This is a genomic window from Nitrospira sp. Vd2 (genome assembly GCF_979581665.1).
In genome coordinates this window covers 190143-207035 of record NZ_CEFZSK010000011.1, presented here as the reverse complement: position 1 = coordinate 207035, position 16893 = coordinate 190143, and the positions used below count along the sequence as shown (strand labels likewise).

At 57.9% G+C, this 16893-nt stretch carries 21 protein-coding genes and 1 tRNA gene; 7 read left to right on the top strand and 15 right to left on the bottom strand.

The window, feature by feature from the left end; all coding sequences use genetic code 11:
• The first annotated feature begins 127 nt into the window (after nucleotides 1–127).
• The gene (locus AC1U7K_RS06085) at nucleotides 128–544 is read left to right on the top strand and encodes a hypothetical protein (protein ID WP_480250046.1); all 417 of its coding nucleotides are present in this window, start codon (nucleotides 128–130) and stop codon (nucleotides 542–544) included.
• Between the two features lie 8 nt (nucleotides 545–552).
• Here AC1U7K_RS06085 and AC1U7K_RS06080 read toward each other — a convergent pair whose 3' ends face one another.
• Complete coding sequence (locus AC1U7K_RS06080; protein ID WP_480250245.1) at nucleotides 553–816, bottom strand: RNA recognition motif domain-containing protein; 264 nt, start codon at nucleotides 814–816, stop codon at nucleotides 553–555.
• 1063 nt (nucleotides 817–1879) lie between these two features.
• Here AC1U7K_RS06080 and AC1U7K_RS06075 point away from each other — a divergent pair.
• From AC1U7K_RS06075 to AC1U7K_RS06060, 4 genes are all read left to right on the top strand, one after another.
• Nucleotides 1880–2401: an Lcl C-terminal domain-containing protein gene (locus AC1U7K_RS06075; RefSeq protein ID WP_480250045.1), complete on the top strand. Its 522-nt coding sequence runs from the start codon at nucleotides 1880–1882 to the stop codon at nucleotides 2399–2401.
• Nucleotides 2398–2754, top strand: a complete 357-nt coding sequence (locus AC1U7K_RS06070; protein ID WP_480250044.1) for a DUF488 domain-containing protein — start codon at nucleotides 2398–2400, stop codon at nucleotides 2752–2754. Before AC1U7K_RS06075 ends, AC1U7K_RS06070 begins: the two co-directional genes overlap by 4 nt.
• A gap of 133 nt (nucleotides 2755–2887) precedes the next feature.
• Entirely contained in the window at nucleotides 2888–3697 is an 810-nt protein-coding gene (locus tag AC1U7K_RS06065) for a hypothetical protein (RefSeq protein ID WP_480250043.1), read from the top strand.
• A 4-nt stretch (nucleotides 3698–3701) separates the two neighbouring features.
• A complete protein-coding gene (locus tag AC1U7K_RS06060; protein ID WP_480250041.1) occupies nucleotides 3702–4124 on the top strand; it encodes a secondary thiamine-phosphate synthase enzyme YjbQ in 423 nt (140 codons plus the stop codon).
• Nucleotides 4125–4172: 48 nt separating this feature from the next.
• Here the strand turns inward: AC1U7K_RS06060 and AC1U7K_RS06055 are convergent, their stop codons facing one another.
• The 14 genes from AC1U7K_RS06055 to AC1U7K_RS05990 form a co-directional block, all read right to left on the bottom strand.
• Complete coding sequence (locus tag AC1U7K_RS06055) at nucleotides 4173–4646, bottom strand: Csu type fimbrial protein (RefSeq protein ID WP_480250040.1); 474 nt, start codon at nucleotides 4644–4646, stop codon at nucleotides 4173–4175.
• Nucleotides 4643–6943: a fimbria/pilus outer membrane usher protein gene (locus tag AC1U7K_RS06050; protein WP_480250038.1), complete on the bottom strand. Its 2301-nt coding sequence runs from the start codon at nucleotides 6941–6943 to the stop codon at nucleotides 4643–4645. The genes AC1U7K_RS06055 and AC1U7K_RS06050 overlap by 4 nt, the downstream gene beginning before the upstream one ends.
• Nucleotides 6891–7814, bottom strand: a complete 924-nt coding sequence (locus AC1U7K_RS06045) for a fimbrial biogenesis chaperone (protein WP_480250036.1) — start codon at nucleotides 7812–7814, stop codon at nucleotides 6891–6893. The genes AC1U7K_RS06050 and AC1U7K_RS06045 overlap by 53 nt, the downstream gene beginning before the upstream one ends.
• Nucleotides 7815–7824: 10 nt before the next feature.
• Complete coding sequence (locus AC1U7K_RS06040) at nucleotides 7825–8331, bottom strand: Csu type fimbrial protein (protein ID WP_480250035.1); 507 nt, start codon at nucleotides 8329–8331, stop codon at nucleotides 7825–7827.
• Between the two features lie 285 nt (nucleotides 8332–8616).
• Entirely contained in the window at nucleotides 8617–9129 is a 513-nt protein-coding gene (locus AC1U7K_RS06035; RefSeq protein ID WP_480250034.1) for a Csu type fimbrial protein, read from the bottom strand.
• 241 nt (nucleotides 9130–9370) lie between these two features.
• Nucleotides 9371–9446 (bottom strand) — tRNA-Asn (locus tag AC1U7K_RS06030).
• A 78-nt stretch (nucleotides 9447–9524) separates the two neighbouring features.
• Nucleotides 9525–9791, bottom strand: coding sequence for a hypothetical protein (locus AC1U7K_RS06025; RefSeq protein WP_480250033.1), 267 nt, complete (start codon nucleotides 9789–9791; stop codon nucleotides 9525–9527).
• Between the two features lie 81 nt (nucleotides 9792–9872).
• Entirely contained in the window at nucleotides 9873–10151 is a 279-nt protein-coding gene (locus AC1U7K_RS06020; RefSeq protein WP_480250031.1) for a pyruvate ferredoxin oxidoreductase, read from the bottom strand.
• 20 nt (nucleotides 10152–10171) lie between these two features.
• Nucleotides 10172–10876, bottom strand: a complete 705-nt coding sequence (locus AC1U7K_RS06015) for a 2-oxoacid:acceptor oxidoreductase family protein (RefSeq protein WP_480250028.1) — start codon at nucleotides 10874–10876, stop codon at nucleotides 10172–10174.
• Nucleotides 10877–10901: 25 nt separating this feature from the next.
• Entirely contained in the window at nucleotides 10902–11807 is a 906-nt protein-coding gene (locus AC1U7K_RS06010; RefSeq protein WP_480250024.1) for a thiamine pyrophosphate-dependent enzyme, read from the bottom strand.
• A gap of 41 nt (nucleotides 11808–11848) precedes the next feature.
• A complete protein-coding gene (locus tag AC1U7K_RS06005) occupies nucleotides 11849–13060 on the bottom strand; it encodes a transketolase C-terminal domain-containing protein (protein ID WP_480250023.1) in 1212 nt (403 codons plus the stop codon).
• Nucleotides 13061–13122: 62 nt separating this feature from the next.
• Nucleotides 13123–13755 carry a carbon monoxide dehydrogenase beta subunit family protein gene (locus AC1U7K_RS06000; protein WP_480250244.1) on the bottom strand — a complete coding sequence of 211 codons (633 nt, stop codon included), beginning with the start codon at nucleotides 13753–13755 and terminating at the stop codon, nucleotides 13123–13125.
• Between the two features lie 343 nt (nucleotides 13756–14098).
• Complete coding sequence (locus tag AC1U7K_RS05995) at nucleotides 14099–14380, bottom strand: YciI family protein (protein WP_480250021.1); 282 nt, start codon at nucleotides 14378–14380, stop codon at nucleotides 14099–14101.
• Nucleotides 14381–14423: 43 nt separating this feature from the next.
• Nucleotides 14424–14825, bottom strand: a complete 402-nt coding sequence (locus AC1U7K_RS05990) for a DUF2203 domain-containing protein (protein WP_480250018.1) — start codon at nucleotides 14823–14825, stop codon at nucleotides 14424–14426.
• Between the two features lie 517 nt (nucleotides 14826–15342).
• Between AC1U7K_RS05990 and rho the strand changes: the two genes are divergently transcribed.
• The gene (gene rho / locus AC1U7K_RS05985; RefSeq protein ID WP_480250017.1) at nucleotides 15343–16593 is read left to right on the top strand and encodes a transcription termination factor Rho; all 1251 of its coding nucleotides are present in this window, start codon (nucleotides 15343–15345) and stop codon (nucleotides 16591–16593) included.
• 69 nt (nucleotides 16594–16662) lie between these two features.
• The gene (gene rpmE / locus AC1U7K_RS05980; protein ID WP_480250015.1) at nucleotides 16663–16866 is read left to right on the top strand and encodes a 50S ribosomal protein L31; all 204 of its coding nucleotides are present in this window, start codon (nucleotides 16663–16665) and stop codon (nucleotides 16864–16866) included.
• Nucleotides 16867–16893: the final 27 nt, after the last annotated feature.

The following is a 16893-nucleotide window of genomic DNA, read 5'->3' as shown; positions in this document are numbered from 1 at the left end:
TGAGATGATAATGTCCGTCTGCGCCCCTGCGCTGTCCATTCTCGTAGGAACACTAGCGCTCCTAACGACAGCGTGTACCTCTGACCGGGCGGCGCGCCTTGCGGCAATTGAGCAGCGGTTCGAGACCATGGCCTTGGAGCACCAATTGCTTCCACAGCAGATGGAGACGTTTCGGATCAAGCTCGACGCGCTGGACCAGGAAGTGCGAAGCCGACAGTCCCGCATTGTGGCCGAAATCGCGCACTTTCGCAGTGAGGACCTTGTGCATTTAACGCAAAGGATCGAAGCGTTGACCGAAAGCTTCCAACAGTTTCGGCGTGAAATGACGTCCGACGCGGCGACGAACGGCGGAACCGAGACGCCGAATCTGGAAGAGCAAATTGCACGAATCAAACGTGCCGTGGAGAAGTTGCAACTCCAGCAGGAGCAGGCGTTCGCAGCTGAAACGGCGTGGCTGGCGGCCTTGGCAGGACAACTTGAATCGGCACGAACGCGGGTGGGCAGAGCGGGGGTGTCTGGAAGACCGGCTCAGTCTCCTCCCTAGCTCCAGGGCTATCGAGCGCAGTCGAAGACGCGGCTCATCGTCCGAGTGGCGTGCAGCATTGAGCCGAAGCGGTCGGAACCATCCAGAGCACGCAACACGTGATCCGCCTCGGCGGGCGTCGCCATTTCAACGAAGCCAAAAGCCAGGGAACGCCCCGTCATATCCTTCACGACATATGCCGAAATCACCCTTCCGTATGTGCTGCACACGTCCTTGAGTCTCGCCGACGTCATCCATTCCGGTAAGCCGTCCACGTAAAGCCGTGTTTGCATCATTTCCTCCCACAACAGGCCGCAGCGCGGAGGATGCCCTTCTCCGGTTCATGAAGCAATGCTCAATTGGTCGTACGACTTTTGTCGCTGCCGAATCGTGGCAAATGAGCGCGCGACGCAATCACTTTGCGAGAGCATGGACGTTGAAGCAGGTTCGCGAAGGTGGCGCTGCACCGTGTGTGAAAAGAAGGGGCAGGAAGCGCTAAAAATGGACGAACTATTTTACTATTGCACGGTCTTCTGCTATATCAACTCAAACTGTTCCTCAGGAAGGGGGTGTACCGGATGCCAGCGAAGAAACCTGCCAAGAAGACCGCCAAGAAGAAAAAGTAAGAGCGGGTAGGAATACCAGCTCCAAATGAAAGAGGCGGGGCTTAGGACCCCGCCTCATTCTTCTCCACCGAGTGAGTCCACCCAGCGAGAAGAGGCAGCCCGGATCTCGGCCACAAGATCCGGAGGTTTTTAGTCTACCATAGTAGGTCCCTTCCAAACATCACCAGCCAAATATTATATAAGTCATTGAAGAAAAGACAGTTTGTTGGCTGTTTGGTCCTTTCGACTCAAGCGCACCACGAGTACTTCTCATCGTTCCTGAAGGCAGAGGCGGTGGAGAGCCCGTCGCAAATCTACTCGTCGGTGTTGCGGGGATGAGCATTGGGTTCGACATCAACCCGCGTGTGGGTTCGATGACCCCACCGAGCCCAGGTTCCGCTGTTCCGTGTTGCTCGACTCGATTCCACGAGATGTGGAGCAACCTGATGCGCGACGAGCACCTGAAGCAGATCCCGAATGTCAGTGAGGAGGCGAAGAATTTCGGCTTCTTTACTCATGAGTCACCGTGGTGAGTGAAAGGTGTCATCGCACAGTAGCCGTCCGCGGTGCCCAAAACTATTGATCGTTCGATCTAAGACATTGGTCCTTCCGACTGAATGCGAAGCGCGCTGTAATGCCATCCACGGTGCGAAGCTTAGTGTCGGCCTCTTCCCATTGATCTGGCACTAAGTGATCTGGCACTAAGTCGGCGAGGCGGAGTAGACTACTTGCGTTCCGGGGACTGGACGGTATGACGCCACCAATTGGCGCTGCACGGCAGATCGTTTTAGCGCGTGTCGCGATGTCGTTGATCCTGATCGTCGTGGTACTTCCATGGGCGGAAGCCGCGATGGGGGCCGATACGGCCAGTGAAGCATCCAAGCGTTTTGAGCTGATATTGAACGACGAAGCGGTCAAAGATCAGCGATCGGGCCTCGTGTGGGAGCGCGCGCTCGACTCCTTTTACGGGACCTGGACTGAGGCGATCGAGCATTGTCGGCAGAAGAGGATCGGCGGTCAGGGAGGCTGGCGATTGCCGGATGTCAAAGAGCTCAGCAGCTTACTCGACCGAACACAGAAAGACCCGGCGCTTCCCATCGGTCATCCTTTCGAGAACGTGAAGTCCTCCATCTTCTGGACGGCTACTCCTTCGGAGTCAGATGACATTGTCGCCTGGCATGTGAGCTTTTTCTCAGGTGAAGCGGTCACAGACCAAAAGTCACAGACACGGCGGGCCTGGTGTGCGCGGGATCCTGAAGGCACTCCGCAATGATTCGGCTCAAGCGGGTGTATGAGCGGCCGGCCGAGGAGGACGGTCGCCGAATTCTCGTCGATCGGCTGTGGCCGAGGGGGTTGAAAAAGGAGCAGGCCCGCATCGATGAGTGGCGAAAGGATTTGGCGCCCAGTGATGCGTTACGAAAATGGTTCAAGCACGATCCGGCGAAATGGGATGCGTTCTGCGCTCGCTATCATCGCGAACTCAGCGACACCGGACGGCTTGACGATCTGCGGGACCTCGCACGCTTGGCGAAACGGAGCACCATTACCTTGTGCTACGGTGCAGCGGACCCCGAGCACAATCAGGCCGTTGCGTTACGCGACTTCATGCGGAAGCTCTCGCGATAGGTCGCTTGACACCCTGACAGCCAATCCCTATTCTCCGCTGGTTATGCATTCTGCGCTGGTTACGCCTCGAGCCAAAACCCGTCCCGGTACGTCTGCCCGGCTGGTGCTTCCGCGATCACTCGTTTCGCGTTTGATGGCTTTGTATGACTATCCGCATCCCCGGCTGCCGGGACGGCTGATCCGTGGATACGATCGCGCGCATGCGGTCAGGACAGCCAAAATGTGTGTAGCGGTGGCCGAGCGCCTGGGTTATCCCACGGAACGTCTTCGGGAATATCAACTCGCCTGTTTGCTCCATGATCTGGGGCGTGCCGGGTTGGACCGGAGAGTCTTTGGCGCGATCTGGTCGTGGGCTCGGCGTCGTGGCATTCCGACCCGTCCGCGTGAATGGCGGGCAATTCATCCTGACACGCCGTATGGACGGGAAACAGAAGCTTTCCTCGCACGATACACAGAAGCATTAAAGCGAGAGGGCGTGGCCGTCGATCGATGGGCACGCGAGCAAGTCGAGATGCGTCTCGGGTACGCGCGCCGGTTCTCCCGCCGCTTGCGTGCCGTTGCACCTCTCCTCCGCACGCTTGGCCTCCGGTGGCGGCCATGGATGACCTTGGTCGTGCTTTATTACTATTATCCCGAAAAACTCGACGGCGCAGAGCCATGGGTCCGCCGGCTGGGAGAAGTCCTGGTCGCGTGCGAGCAGTTCGAGGCGTACAGCAATCGAACGCGCGGCGGGGACTACTACACGCGGAAGCGCGAGAGTCTCGAAGAAGCGTTCGCCTACCTCGACAAGCTACGAACGGAAGGGATCCTGAGCGACTCGGTGGTCAAGACGTTGAGCAATCTAGCGTCCGAAGGGGTGTTCGATTCCATCTTGGTGGAGGCGCGCCGGGCCCCGCTTTCTCGAAAAGAACTTTCCTACCTGCGGACGCGCCACGTGGGATGATGGTATGCCGGTAACGACGGTACCCCTTCGCCTTGAGATGAAGGGCGAAGGGCATATCGAAAACATTACGACTCAGGTGCGAAAGGCGGTCGAGAGCAGCGACCTGCGAAATGGGATAGTCACGGTGTTCATCAAGCATACGACCGCATCTGTCATGATCATTGAGGATGAGCATGGCATCCGCGAGGATACGAAGGCGTTTTGGGATCGTACGATCCCAGCCGACCCCAAGTGGCAGCACAACACGCGCAATGCCGGCGAAGATAACGGCCATAGCCATCTTCGCGGACAACTTCAGGGTCCGTCGCTGATCATTCCCTTCGCCGATCGAGCCCTCTTGCTCGGGCGCTGGCAAGAAATCGTCGTCATTGATTTCGATACCCGCCCACGTTCGCGCGAGTTAGTCGTCCAGATCATCGGCGACTAGCGGGCGTTGCGGGTCTCGCCAATCCAATTCCTGGTCATCTTCGGAAGGTTAGAAATTGATGGTGGCAATGATCGTGTCGGTGTAGTTGCCAACCGTCACGTCCTGCCCAGCGGGGATCTGACCGAAGATGGTGACGCTCACATTTTGGTTATTGGAGACGACCGACGTAAACGCCTGCGTCCCGCCCGTCCCGTCGCCCCAAATCTGTGTTGCAGCGGCGTCGCGGTACAGATTGTAGTTCAGCGCTTCAAGCCCTCGGAGCATCTGTCGAGGCGAGAAGCTTGGAGCGTTGCCCTTGCTGAGCCAGACCGCAATCGGTGCGCCTCCCCCACCGACGCCGGTGCACCGAAATGTCACGCTGCCGGTAGAGGTCAAGGCGGTTGGAGCAAAGACGTTGTAATTGCCAAATGCGATGCCGACGGTGCTGATCGAACAGTTCACAGCCGCCAATGCAATGGCGGGCGCCAGGAGGAATACACCGATGAGCAACAGCATGAATCCCGGTCGCCTCGCCGTCATCATCGGTTCTCCGCAGGGGAGATGCAGTGAATCTCGCCCAGCTTCAGGAACGGCTCGGTCGAATCCGGGACGTCGAGTGTGAACTTGCACGTTTCGCCTAGATGCTCGATCGTCGCGCGGTGAAGTCCGGGCGGCACATTCTCCAGATAGAATTCTCCATTTTTGCCGATCGGCGATTCCGCCGTCTGATCCTCGACCGTGACCGTCAAATGGCCGTACGCGGGGATCTGAACGCGGCTGCCCACGTCGATCCGTAGCACCCCGGTGATGATTTGCAGGCGCGTAACCGGGAAGACCACGACCGCGCCACCCCGGAACGGCGGCGCGATCGTCTTTTCCGTGGCGTCGACACGGTAATCGAGTAGGACGTCCTGATCGTTGATGCCGATTCGGTTGCCGTAATAAGCGAGCAGATTGTTCGGCACGATCAGTTCTCCACGCGAATCGGTGCGGCCGATTTCCTGGTTGTTGACATAGCCGCGCACCCCGGCCACGCCCGGTGTCCGGATCAGCGCAAAGCTGTCGTCCACGACGCGTGTAGCATGCACAGAACCGCCGAGCACGACGACCGCACCACTGACGGTAAAGGCGGGTTTCCTCACTGATGAGTCGTAGACGGCTTCATATCGTCCGTATTGGCCTTGATATTGAAGTTGCCCGAGTCCGTGCGAATCATCGCCTCGTGTCCCTTCCAGTCGATATCCCAGTCCCGGTCCGACGGGTAGCGACTTTTGAATGCGAAGGCCTTCGAAGGTCCGCGTGAAGCCTTGGCCCTTCTGGCGTTCGACGTACGCATTGCCGGTCGTATAGTTGCCGAAAAAGTAGCTCAACCCGACAAAGAAATCGTAGGCGGTTCCGCCGCTCGATTGCTGGGACCAACTATTCGACGAGAAGAGACTCATGTTCGCCGTGATGCGGACGTTCCTGGATACACCGGCGTGTTTCACGATGCCGGCGTCGCGAAAGTGCGAATACGTTCCTTCTAGATTGACGTTGACCCGAGATCCGACCGGGACTCCGAGAAACGCCGTCCCCTCCATCTTCGGGCGATCGGCGGACGTCGGTAAACTGACCGTGGCATACTCCGCCGTCATCGCTCTAACGCTTCCGCCGACGCTAAACCAGCGCCGCAAGAAGCTATAGGTAAACGAAGCGGCCGAGCCGGTCACGCTCTGCGCGTGGCTGCTTGTCGTTCGACTGCCGGCAACGACGATATCCATCTCGCCAAGCAGGGTTCGTGTCGTGAGACGAAGGCCGCCGTTCGTCAGATGGGGGTCGCCTTCGACGTTGATGCCCGGTGTGACGCTGTCCGTGATCCCGATCCGGTAGCGGGCCAGAAAGACCGGCGAATCATAGTCCCAACTCGCCGAGCCGATATTGTTCCGGCGGGCGCCAGCATTCACACTGTATTCACTGAGTCCGGCCTGCAACACGCGCGTCGACAGGTAAAAGGGAGAGACGAGCTCGGTTTCGCGCCCAAAAATGTCGCGCACGACGACGCGGTTCAATCGGTATCCGTTCGCGACCGGAAGATTCTGGAGTTCAAACTGACCGGCCGGCACGGCCTCCTGGCGCAACAACCCACCGTCCGAATAGACATTGATCGTCGAAGGCGTGAGCGCCGTGCCGGCTAGCCCAGGTCTCGGGAAAAAATAGAAGTACGGATCGAGCGTGAAGTTCCGCGACACATTGAGGCCGCCAAGAAAGACGCTTCCGCCGAGTGCGCCCGAGGTGGCGAAACTATCGCCGATGATCCAGCGGGTCAGATGGTCGCGATCGTTGACGGTTAGGCTCGACAGGCCGCGCACGACATGGCCCTCTTCGGTTCGGCTGACGGTACTACCCAACAGGTGACCGTAGACATTCAATCCCGCCTCGCCAAACGCGTCATAGCGGCTAAAGCCCTTCGTCTCCGCCGCATAATTCAGGAAGAAACTGGTATCGCGGCTGTAGACGGTGCCCGGCGGGGCCGTCGGTGTGAGATCGAGTTTCGTGGACCCGTCGGTCGCCCGATGAATCTCGATTCTAACGGCGAGCGCTTTTTCATCGAACACGTATGTGAGGTCGGGGGCCAGTGAGGAGAGGGAAACGTAGGCGTCTTTTCCGATGAGTTCCCGGATGCCTTCGATCCGTCGTATGCCGGCCGACTCCAAGTCGGCGACGCGGACGAGGAGGTCGCCGGGGCGCAGCAGCGCCACGATTTCACCTTTGTCGATCTCATTGACGACGAGTTGCAGGATGGCCCGATCACCATTTCTTGGGGGATCGGCGGCTGCGACTCGGCCGATCACGAGAAGCATGAGGGCTGTGAGGCAGAGGGACCGACCAGCGTGTCGGATCGCCGGCCGATGCACCGCGTGAGGTCCCATGCCAGACACCGCCAGATCGGCTCATACCGCAGCCGGCTGTCCTTTCAGTGCTCACATGCATCCGGCCGTACGTCACTCTGCCCCTTGAGAATCCCGATGTCCGTCTGAACCTCGACCGAAATCGAACGCAGTTTCCGGCATTCGTCGGCGAAAAGCGGAGTTCATACCGGCGGAGTCCGGCCGGGAGGACGTACCAGCCGTCAAGCTCGGCCCTCGTAACCATGTCGCCCGTTGCACCTTTGCCGAGGACTTGAATGTCGCGCGCTAAGAAATGGATGTTGCCGGTATTGTGGATTTCGAATGATCCAATTCCCTTCTGAATGGTGAGGCCATGAATCAGGCCACTTGAGACGGGTTTTCGCGGCGGCAGAAAAACCAGAATACTGAGGCGCGTGACGACGCGGATATGCCCGCCCGCCCCAGAGTCGACTTCACGGGAGGGGAGTTCCTCGATGAACACCCGATAGCTCGTCTCCGTCATCCCCGGAGCGAGCGTGGTACCCAAGCGGACTTTCCTCGTCTCTCCGGCTTCCAATGTGATGAGAGACGGGAACAGGATCAGGTCGTCGGTTTCGCCAAGAATCATCTCGCCCGATGGCGATTGATCCCAGGTTGAGGCCGACAGTTGCAGCCGTAATGGTTCGATCGACTGATTCTTGATTTCGAGTAAGGCGCTGGTCGTCTTGCCGGCGAGAACGATCTGGAGCGGGGAGACATTGAAGCTGCTCGCCTGTCCCCCGGCGGTCCAGCCGAGGGACAGAAGGAGGAGAAGGGATCCACTGAACGACAGACGCGCGAACACCTCCGCGCGCCTAGAAGTTCACGGTGGCGACGACGGTGTCGGTATAGTTACCGATCGTGCTGCCCTGTCCGGCAGGAACCCGGCCGTAAATATTAAAGGTTCGCGGGTTCTTGTTCGGCGCGACGGCGGGACTGAACAGAGCTGCCCCGCTATTGCCCCACACCGTCGACCGTCCGGCATCTTGATACAGTTCATAGCTCAAATAGTCGGGACCGGCCGTCTGCATCGCACGCGTCGTGCCGACGGCGGAAGCGGCATTCAGCCCGGCATCCAAGCCGATCGTCGTTGAAGCGCCCTTCGTGCATGTGATCGTGACCGACCCGTTAACGTCCAGCGGTGTGCTCGCGTTGGTTACGATCGGATCGTAATTGCCGAAGGCAAGGGTGGTCGTGGAGATTGAGCAGCTCGCCACGACCGAGGCGGTCACCGCGAAGCTTGACGTTGCGGACCCCGCATATGCCGGTCCGGCAAGCCCGATTACAACGACGGCAATGGCGAGGAGGGATAGCTTCTTCATGCTTCTCCTTTCGGCCCGGTAGAACCGGAGGGCTCAATGATGGCTTTTGGACCTACCCTTTATAGAGGCCTCGTACTACAGCGACGCCCGATAGCATTCTGCGTACCAATCTGAATCGTTGCTGTAACTTATTGTTCGATAACGGCTGTCGATCATGGTGAATCTCCAAAATAGACCGTTTTTTGTCAGCCATCGCCGCTTAACGGAGTTTGGAGTATTCCTGGGAAGGGAATGCGAAAGGTTGTGGAGGGAATCTAAGAGAGCAGCCGAAGGGTCAAACTTCAGTTAGAAATTGACAATGGCAGTAATGGTATCGGTGTATTCGCCGGGGGCCACATTCTGGGCCGGGGGAACTCGACCGAAGATAAAGAATGTTCGGGGACGTGTGTCCGGCGCCACCGGCAGGACGACAAGATTTTCACCGGCGCTTCCCCAGAGCGTCGTTCGTACCACATCTTGATACAACTCGTAGTTCAGGTACTCTTCACCGGTCGTCGATTTCATCGCGCGTGTCGTTCCCACGGCTCGGTCGCCAAACCGGCCACGGTCCAAGGCGATTGTGGTGGCCATGCCTTTGCTGCAGGTGATCGTGACCGTGCCATTGACGTCAAGAGGAGCAGAGGCATGGGTGGTGAGCGGATTGTAGTGACCAAAGGTCACCGGGGTCGTTTGAATCGTACACGTGGGATCGAGGGTGGCTGTAACCCGGAACGATGATGTCGCAGATCCAGCATGTGCGGCGTCGGCCCAGCCGTATAGCGACCACACCAGCACGAGGCCGAACACGATAGTCGTCATATGATTTCTCATCGGTATGGGTGTGGTCTAGCTTGAGAGTCCGCGGTCCCACTTCTTTGATTGATCGTGTAGCGACCGACAAGCGACAGTAGCGATTGCCAAAGCACCCGCGCAATAGGACCGAAGTCCTATCTCTTGACGGAAGCGGTGAGGGAATAGGGAATCGCGAGGGGCGGCCGAGGGATACTAAACTCTTCTCCCCGGCATCTGGAATCAATCCGTCACGAAAACCGTTTTGTGTTGGCTCCCCGGGCAGGACTCGAACCTGCGACCAATCGGTTAACAGCCGATCGCTCTACCAACTGAGCTACCGGGGAACTATCGGCATGGAGAGAACAACGGGGGTGCATTCTAACGGATGGGAGAAGCTGATTCAAGCAATAGCACGATTGGACTCACATCCCGAAGTCCGCCTCATCCTCTTCATCAGCCACGTCCGAGGTGCCTTCTGAAAGTGCCGCGTAATGGCGGGCCCAAGTAAGATAAATATGGCCGCTATCCCGCATGGCGTCTGCGCCCTTCATCAATTTGCCGACGAGGTCTGGATCCTTGCCGGTCGCTTGGATGACCGCAGCCCGGCGCTCCAGCGCTTCCGGGAATTCCTTGAGGAGTGCGGAAATTTCGACAATCAACGACCCGACGACGTTATCTTCGCTTTCCATGACAGCACCCGACAGTTGGTTCGTCCAACAAAAAACCCCATAGCGCAGGCGCTATGGGGTTCTTGTCTCGAGAGCGCGAGGTCAGCCTTGATAGGCTTGGCCGAGCCCTGCCGCCTCACCCTTATGAGATAGCAGCTTACCCATAGCGCTGACCGCCTGCATTTCGATTGCATTGTGCTTGGCCGCATTGCAGACGACGACGCACAACTCACAGCCCTTGCAGCGACTGATGTTCACTTCCGCGACCATCTTCGTCACATTCAGATCGAGACAGTTCGCCTCGGGACAATACATGATGCAAAGGCGGCAGCCCTTCTTGGCTACGCATTTGTCTTCCAAAACCTGCGCTATGTTATACATGCGTCAATGGTTCCTTCCGGTTACGCTGCTGCGGGGGTGCCGACGCGGAGTTCCACGTTGTTCTTCTCCGCCCATTCGGCGCCCATCTCGTAGGCTCGCTTGACCGTCGCAAGATTCTTCTGCAGCAGCATCTCTTTCTTCGCAAACTTCTTCTTGATCGCTTCGTCCAACGTTGCCGTACCGCCCGACGCGACGAACTTCTTGCCGAACCGTTCTTGCAAGGCTTGATCAAGCGCTTCCATCGACACGCACTTCGTGATACCCGCGACGGATCCGATCATCGTCATGTTCGTGGATAGCTCAGTGCCGGCGATTTCCAGCGCGATTTGCGTGCCGGGAATGTAAAAGGTCGCGACGTTCAGGTCCTTCAACCGCTGGACGTCCTCCTCTGAAAGGAGCGGAAGATCTGAATTGATGATCACAAGCCCGCCTTCTTTGATCCCTGAATAGAACGGCATCGTATAGCTCTTCCCCATCGTGATGACCTGTGGATGGAAGACTTCGATCACATCGGGGAACACGAGCTCGCCGCGATCGTAAATGCGCTCCAACCCGATGCGGCAGTAACTTTCGGCAGGAGCCATGCGTTTTTCGGCACCGAAAAACGGGTTGGAGATCGCAAATTTTCCATCCTTCGAGGCGGCCATCGCCATCACATGGGCAGCCGTGACGGCGCCTTGACCTCCTAATCCGGACATGCGGATGTTCAGTCGCTTCTTGATCATGATGTCCTCCGGATTCGTCTCGCCGTTACGCGCCTTGCGCCGCCAACTGCTTTGCGGCCGCCTTCTTTTCCTTCTCCTTGGCCGCCACTTCGGCCAAGAACTGCTTGGCCGGCTCGCTCACGTACTCCTTGTACGCGAACCGCTCGGTCGGCTTCTCCGAGTCACGCATTTCCTGCAAGCCTTCCATGCTGTTCTTCCCGATTTCCAAAATGCACGGCGTGTAGAGCTGCAGGTAGGTCGGCCCGATTTCCCGCGCGATCAGCACGGCGTTGCGAATGACTTTTTCAACGAGCGACGGCTTGCTGACGGTGCAGTTCACCACGTAGTGACAACCGGACTCGCGCGCGATCTCAGGGAGCCGGACTTTTTCAAACGTCTTTCCGACGGGGGCCATCTTGGCGACGAACCCCTTTTGCATGAGCCCGCTCTCTTGGCCGCCGGTATTCGCGTACAACTCGTTGTCAAAGCAGATCGTCGTGAATTTTTCCTGGCGGAACCAGGCTTGGAGCGTCATGTCGAGACCAATGTCGACGGTCGCGCCGTCCCCGGCCAAAACGACCACGTCCTTGACCCGTCCAGGGAAGCGGACGGTCAGGGCACGCTTCAACCCCGATGCAATCGCATTTTGGTTGCCGAAGAGGGAATGGATGTTGTGCACCGCGACGTGCGGAAACACCAAACTCGTGCAGCCCGTGGATCCCACCATGACCGTATCTTCAGGGTTCGGGAGGGAGGCGAGAATGTACCGGAACGCCATTGATTCGGGGCAGCCGGCACAGAGCGAATGCTCCTCGATCAATTCTTTCGAGGTGCCGATATCTTTCCAGCCGCGATCATCTTTCCCATACGTCGCCCGATTCACCAGGTCCTGGTATTCGGGCGGCATGATATCGAAGAACTCCGGCGCAATCTTGATTCGCTCTTTGCTCATGGACGCCTCCTCAAGCTGTAGTCATCTGGATCGAACGGTCCTCAGCTCCCACGACCGGCGAGGGAGACTGTCCGCATACCGAGTGTTGTTTTGATTTCAGAAACGATGATCTCTGGCGGCATCGTCATGCCGCCCGCGACGTGCGGTGCGGCGATGACGCGGTCGCTGTTGGCAATGCTGGCCCGAATTTCCTTGGCCAGCCAGCCCGTCACGTTGAACTCCGGCACAAAAATGTACTTCGCGTGCTTCGTCGCCTCCCGAATTTCTTCTCCCGGCCAGGGCCGGAGCGTCTTGATCTTCACCAAACCACAGCGCACGCCCTCATCTTCCAGCAACCGAATGGCCTCCCGTCCTTGTGAGACGGCAGTTCCGGAAGAGACGATCAGAATATCGGCATCGGTGTTTTCGGTGTCGATCAGTCCGCCCAGCCAGCGGTCGGTATGCTTGCGCGATCGTTCGACGGCCGCCCACACTTCCTGTTGCCAGCTGGCGTGCGTCGCGTAGCTGATGTAGTTGCTCTTCATGACGAACGGGTCGCGCATCATTCGGACCGGCGGACATTCCATGTCCATGCAGGGGACTGGCGAGCGATAAGGATCGTAGGGCGGCAGGCACATATCAACCGGCGTGAGTTGGACCACGTCCTTGGTATGGGTGACGAAAAAGCCGTCGCAGCACAGTGCCAGCGGCAGGTGCACATCGGGCTCTTCGGACACCATGTAGCCTTTGAGAATCCAATCGTAGAAATCCTGCGCCGTTTCGGCGTGCCAGACGAGCATGCCGGTGTTCAGTAGGTAAGAAATCTCCAACGTATCGGGCTGAATCGACAGCGGGGAGTTGATGCCGCGACAGGTGACGATCATCTGGATCGGGAGCCGGGCGCCGGCCCACATCGGGAAATTTTCCATCGCGCGCATCGTGCCAGGGCCGGCCGTGGTCGTAAAGACGCGCGCGCCGCCGAAGGCGGCACCGGCACATTGTGACATGACCGCAAACTCGCTTTCCCCGCGGAAGTAGTCGCCGATATAGCCTTCGGCAAACAGTTCACCGATGAGCGCTGCTGCTTCGCTCTGGGGTGTGATGGGATAAGCAATCATGACGTCGCAGCTCGCTCGTCGGATCGCCTCTTTGATGACCTCGCTGCCGGTGAAGAACGATGGGGTGCGCGGGGCCTCATTGAGCATGTACCATGGGTCGGTATAGGTCTGCCCTTTCTTGTTCTGCGTGCCGATAACGGATTTGGTTTCTGCCATGACCCCGGCCTCCTTTTAACGAGCCGCTCGACAAGTGCGGCTGACGTGACGGCTTCGATGGATCAGGAACGTGCGGCGCCGGCCCTGGCCGGGTCGAACTTCACGCTCCCTTTCAGTTTCTTAACGTACTCGGCCAATCGAGCAATCTTCTCCGCGGTGGCATCACGAAAGGACAACATCGCATCTTCGTGCCCGGCCTGTGCGCACATGGCAACCGTGTAGCACGATGTGCCGCCTCGAATAATTTTCAATGACAGGTTTGCTTGATGACAGTGGACGCCCACGAACATGCAGCAGTCGATCTTGTTGTGCCAAATCGTCAGATTCGGGTGATTCGGGTTGATCTCGATTTCGGGATTGATCTTCGGGTATTTCGGGCGGTAATCCGGCATCGGAATCAGCATGGCTCTCTGCTCGGGCGTGACGCATTCTTTGATCGTTTCATAGAGGTGCCGGATCGCGGTCGCTTTCTTTGCGGCTTTCTCATTCCATGCCCACAAAACGAGAGGGCCCGGAAAGATCGTGGGGACTTTCGCCATCAGGAATTGGCGAGCCGCTTCCTCCATGGCTTGCTCCTCCGAAACGATCACGCCATTGATATGCGCTTCGCCGGGGTTTGGGAGCCGAATACCCATTGACGCGGCAGCGGGCGGAAGAAAATGCTCGGGCCCCGGCAATACGCGATACTGGCTCATTCGAATCGACTCCTCGGTCTTCGTAGGCATGAGTGCTCACCGCTCCATCTAATTAAGCGTTTGCGAGTTAAGCCGTTGGAACTCTGACGCTTACTGTAAGCGCTTGCGATCATCGTGTGCAAGCCGGCAGAAGGCCCACAGGCAGGGGATTATGGGCCATCATGAAGGTTCGGCTGTAGGCCTTTGGTCCCACGGCCTACCCGTGGTTTTTGCCAATAGTCCTGCCAAGTTGAAGTGTCTGAGTATAGCGATCAGCGGATTCTGTTGTCAATGAACAATTGGGATCGGTGCCCGACGTCTGGACAGGGTATCGATTCGTTGGAGAGCGTGAGTAGGCGGATTGTTAGGGAGTCGCTTTGGGAAATACTTGTGTAAACGGATGGACCTCGACCCGTTCAAAGACGCCGTTGATGGTATAGGGATCCTCACGCGCGAGCGCTTCCGCTTCTGCAAGCGTCTTAGCGGCGATGACCATTAAACTGCCGGCGCCGTCGCTGAGAGGGCCGGCGAGCACCAGCCGACGCTGCGCGTCGAGCGCCTCAAGCTTGGAAAGGTGAGCCGGGCGGAAGGTCTGCCGTTTCTTGGCGCCGTCCGGACCGTCGAACCCAAGGATCACGAACAACATGTCAATATCAGCCGCCGGTTTCGGCGGCGCTGATTTGAGTTGGTCAGAGGGGTTGCCGGTCCGCGAATCCGCTGTCAATATCGTGCCACCACTGAATTTCGCTCTCCCCATGCTTCCAACAAAGAAAGACAATCTTCCCATCCATTTGATAGGGGAAGTCGCAAAGCCCCATATCCAAGTCTTTCACCAAGACGCCCAGTTCGTGGATGGCCTGCAAGTGCTCGCTGATCTGCTCGAGCGCGCAGATATAAATGGGACCTGCGAAACTACCTCCGCCGAATTGGGCCTTGGCGCTCGCCTTCGTGATTTCTCCTTTGACTCGCACCAAGATTTGTTTGCCTCGGCGGATCGCAGCGAGATGCCGTTCAAGCTCCGGAATCAGCCGGTTGGCTTCCGACAAGGTGAAAATACGTTCGAGGTTCTGTCCTTCTTCCAAATTCCCCATGACGCCGTGTTTAGCACAAACGGTTTTCCGGCTGCAATGCAAGAAAGACCCGGATGGCGGGATCGTGCACGGAAGAGAACTCCTCGCCCTTTGTTACTGGTGCCGATGTTACTCGTGCCGAGCACCCCGCTCTTTGGACGGGCCAACCCCTATTGACAAGCAAGTGGGTGATCGTTATCATGTGGACAGCTTCCAGACGATCCAACAGTACTTCCACTCCTGTGCAGCTTCCCGGGGAAAATCTCGAATCAAATCGTCGATAGTCGAGACTCAACCATTCTGACTGCGTGGTCCCGCTCCATAGCGCACCGGTAGCCGAGAAAGTGAAGGCTGAATTATAGGGAGGTTTTGAGCGAGAGACTCGTTCCTTCGTCGACCAACCTCGTCAGGCTAGTACCCGATTGCCTTCGTCCAACAATCGTCAATGGTCCATCGTTACGTTCTGCCGGCTTCTTTCGACTTCGTCGCCGTCCATAGGCGTTGGAGTCGTACAGCCAATTGTTAAAGGGAGAAGATCATGCACCTTGCTGAACTGAAGCAGAAATCCATCGCGGACCTGAATGAGGTAGCCAAGGACCTCAAGATCGAGGGGGCAGCCAATCTCAGGAAGCAGGAGTTGATCTTCGCCATCCTTCAAGCCCAAACAGAGAAGAATGGCGCGATCATGGGAGAAGGCGTGTTGGAAACCCTCCCAGATGGGTTCGGTTTTCTCCGCGCGCCCGACTCCAATTACCTGCCGGGTCCGGATGACATCTATATCTCCCCCTCACAGATCCGCCGCTTCAACTTGAGGACCGGCGATATCGTATCGGGTCAGATCCGCCCACCGAAGGAGAGTGAGCGATACTTCGCACTCTTGAAGGTCGAAAAGGTCAACTATGAGGACCCGGAGGTTGCACGGGACAAGATTCTGTTCGACAACCTGACGCCGCTCTATCCACAGGAGCGGATCAACCTCGAATTCGACCCCGAAGAATACTGCACGCGGGTGATGGATTTGATCACCCCCATCGGGAAAGGCCAACGGGGTTTGATTGTCGCGGCTCCGAGGACCGGTAAAACGATGTTGCTCCAGGCCATTGCCCGGGCCATCCTCAAGAATCACAAGGAAGTGATGTTGATCGTCCTGTTGATTGACGAGCGGCCGGAAGAGGTGACCGACTGGCAGCGCCAAGTGAAGGCCGCCGAAGTCATCAGCTCGACGTTCGATGAGCCCGCGCAGCGTCATGCGCAGGTCGCCGAGATGGTGCTGGAGAAGGCGAAGCGGCTCGTCGAGCACAAGCGCGATGTGGTCATTCTCCTTGATAGCATCACGCGACTGGCGCGGGCCTATAATACGATCGCGCCCCCGAGCGGCAAGGTGCTCTCCGGTGGTCTCGACTCGAATGCGCTTCAGCGCCCGAAACGTTTCTTCGGCGCCGCACGGAATATCGAAAACGGGGGGAGTCTGACTATCATGGCGACCGCGCTCGTCGATACCGGGAGCCGGATGGATGACGTGATCTTCGAAGAATTCAAAGGGACTGGCAACATGGAGGTCCATCTCGATCGTCGATTGGCTGACAAGCGGATCTTCCCGGCCATCGACATCAGTCAGTCGGGTACGCGCAAGGAGGAGTTGCTCGTGGACCGCGACCGGCTCAACAAGATGTGGATCCTGCGCAAGGTGTTGAGCCCGCTTGGGACGATGGAGGCGATGGAGTTCCTGATGGACAAGATCCAGGGCACCAAGACCAACCAGGAGTTCCTCCAATCGATGAACCGATAGGGGAGGGTTCGCTGCGGACTGCGAAATACTGAAGAGGTACGTCAGTCCGATAGTGAGAAAGGGGCGATCATGAAGAAAGGCATTCATCCGGAATACCGTGTCGCGACCGTGCACTGCGCATGCGGTGCGACATTCAAGACGCGCTCGACGGTCGGCAATATCAACGTCGACATCTGTTCCAATTGCCATCCGTTTTTTACCGGCACGCAGAAGATCGTCGACACTGAAGGACGCGTGGAGCGGTTCAAAAAGAAGTACGCGAAGAAAAAATAACGCCTCGGCGAGAATTCGGCCGACGGG

Coding starts and splice junctions, on each gene's coding strand:
- AC1U7K_RS06085 (WP_480250046.1), top strand. CDS start 128: ATGGCCTTGGAGCACCAATTGCTTCCACAGCAGATGGAGACGTTTCGG.
- AC1U7K_RS06080 (WP_480250245.1), bottom strand. CDS start 816: ATGCAAACACGGCTTTACGTGGACGGCTTACCGGAATGGATGACGTCG.
- AC1U7K_RS06075 (WP_480250045.1), top strand. CDS start 1,880: ATGACGCCACCAATTGGCGCTGCACGGCAGATCGTTTTAGCGCGTGTC.
- AC1U7K_RS06070 (WP_480250044.1), top strand. CDS start 2,398: ATGATTCGGCTCAAGCGGGTGTATGAGCGGCCGGCCGAGGAGGACGGT.
- AC1U7K_RS06065 (WP_480250043.1), top strand. CDS start 2,888: ATGGCTTTGTATGACTATCCGCATCCCCGGCTGCCGGGACGGCTGATC.
- AC1U7K_RS06060 (WP_480250041.1), top strand. CDS start 3,702: ATGCCGGTAACGACGGTACCCCTTCGCCTTGAGATGAAGGGCGAAGGG.
- AC1U7K_RS06055 (WP_480250040.1), bottom strand. CDS start 4,646: ATGATGACGGCGAGGCGACCGGGATTCATGCTGTTGCTCATCGGTGTA.
- AC1U7K_RS06050 (WP_480250038.1), bottom strand. CDS start 6,943: ATGCTTCTCGTGATCGGCCGAGTCGCAGCCGCCGATCCCCCAAGAAAT.
- AC1U7K_RS06040 (WP_480250035.1), bottom strand. CDS start 8,331: ATGAAGAAGCTATCCCTCCTCGCCATTGCCGTCGTTGTAATCGGGCTT.
- AC1U7K_RS06035 (WP_480250034.1), bottom strand. CDS start 9,129: ATGACGACTATCGTGTTCGGCCTCGTGCTGGTGTGGTCGCTATACGGC.
- AC1U7K_RS06025 (WP_480250033.1), bottom strand. CDS start 9,791: ATGGAAAGCGAAGATAACGTCGTCGGGTCGTTGATTGTCGAAATTTCC.
- AC1U7K_RS06020 (WP_480250031.1), bottom strand. CDS start 10,151: ATGTATAACATAGCGCAGGTTTTGGAAGACAAATGCGTAGCCAAGAAG.
- AC1U7K_RS06015 (WP_480250028.1), bottom strand. CDS start 10,876: ATGATCAAGAAGCGACTGAACATCCGCATGTCCGGATTAGGAGGTCAA.
- AC1U7K_RS06010 (WP_480250024.1), bottom strand. CDS start 11,807: ATGAGCAAAGAGCGAATCAAGATTGCGCCGGAGTTCTTCGATATCATG.
- AC1U7K_RS06005 (WP_480250023.1), bottom strand. CDS start 13,060: ATGGCAGAAACCAAATCCGTTATCGGCACGCAGAACAAGAAAGGGCAG.
- AC1U7K_RS06000 (WP_480250244.1), bottom strand. CDS start 13,755: ATGAGCCAGTATCGCGTATTGCCGGGGCCCGAGCATTTTCTTCCGCCC.
- AC1U7K_RS05995 (WP_480250021.1), bottom strand. CDS start 14,380: ATGTTGTTCGTGATCCTTGGGTTCGACGGTCCGGACGGCGCCAAGAAA.
- AC1U7K_RS05990 (WP_480250018.1), bottom strand. CDS start 14,825: ATGGGGAATTTGGAAGAAGGACAGAACCTCGAACGTATTTTCACCTTG.
- rho (WP_480250017.1), top strand. CDS start 15,343: ATGCACCTTGCTGAACTGAAGCAGAAATCCATCGCGGACCTGAATGAG.
- rpmE (WP_480250015.1), top strand. CDS start 16,663: ATGAAGAAAGGCATTCATCCGGAATACCGTGTCGCGACCGTGCACTGC.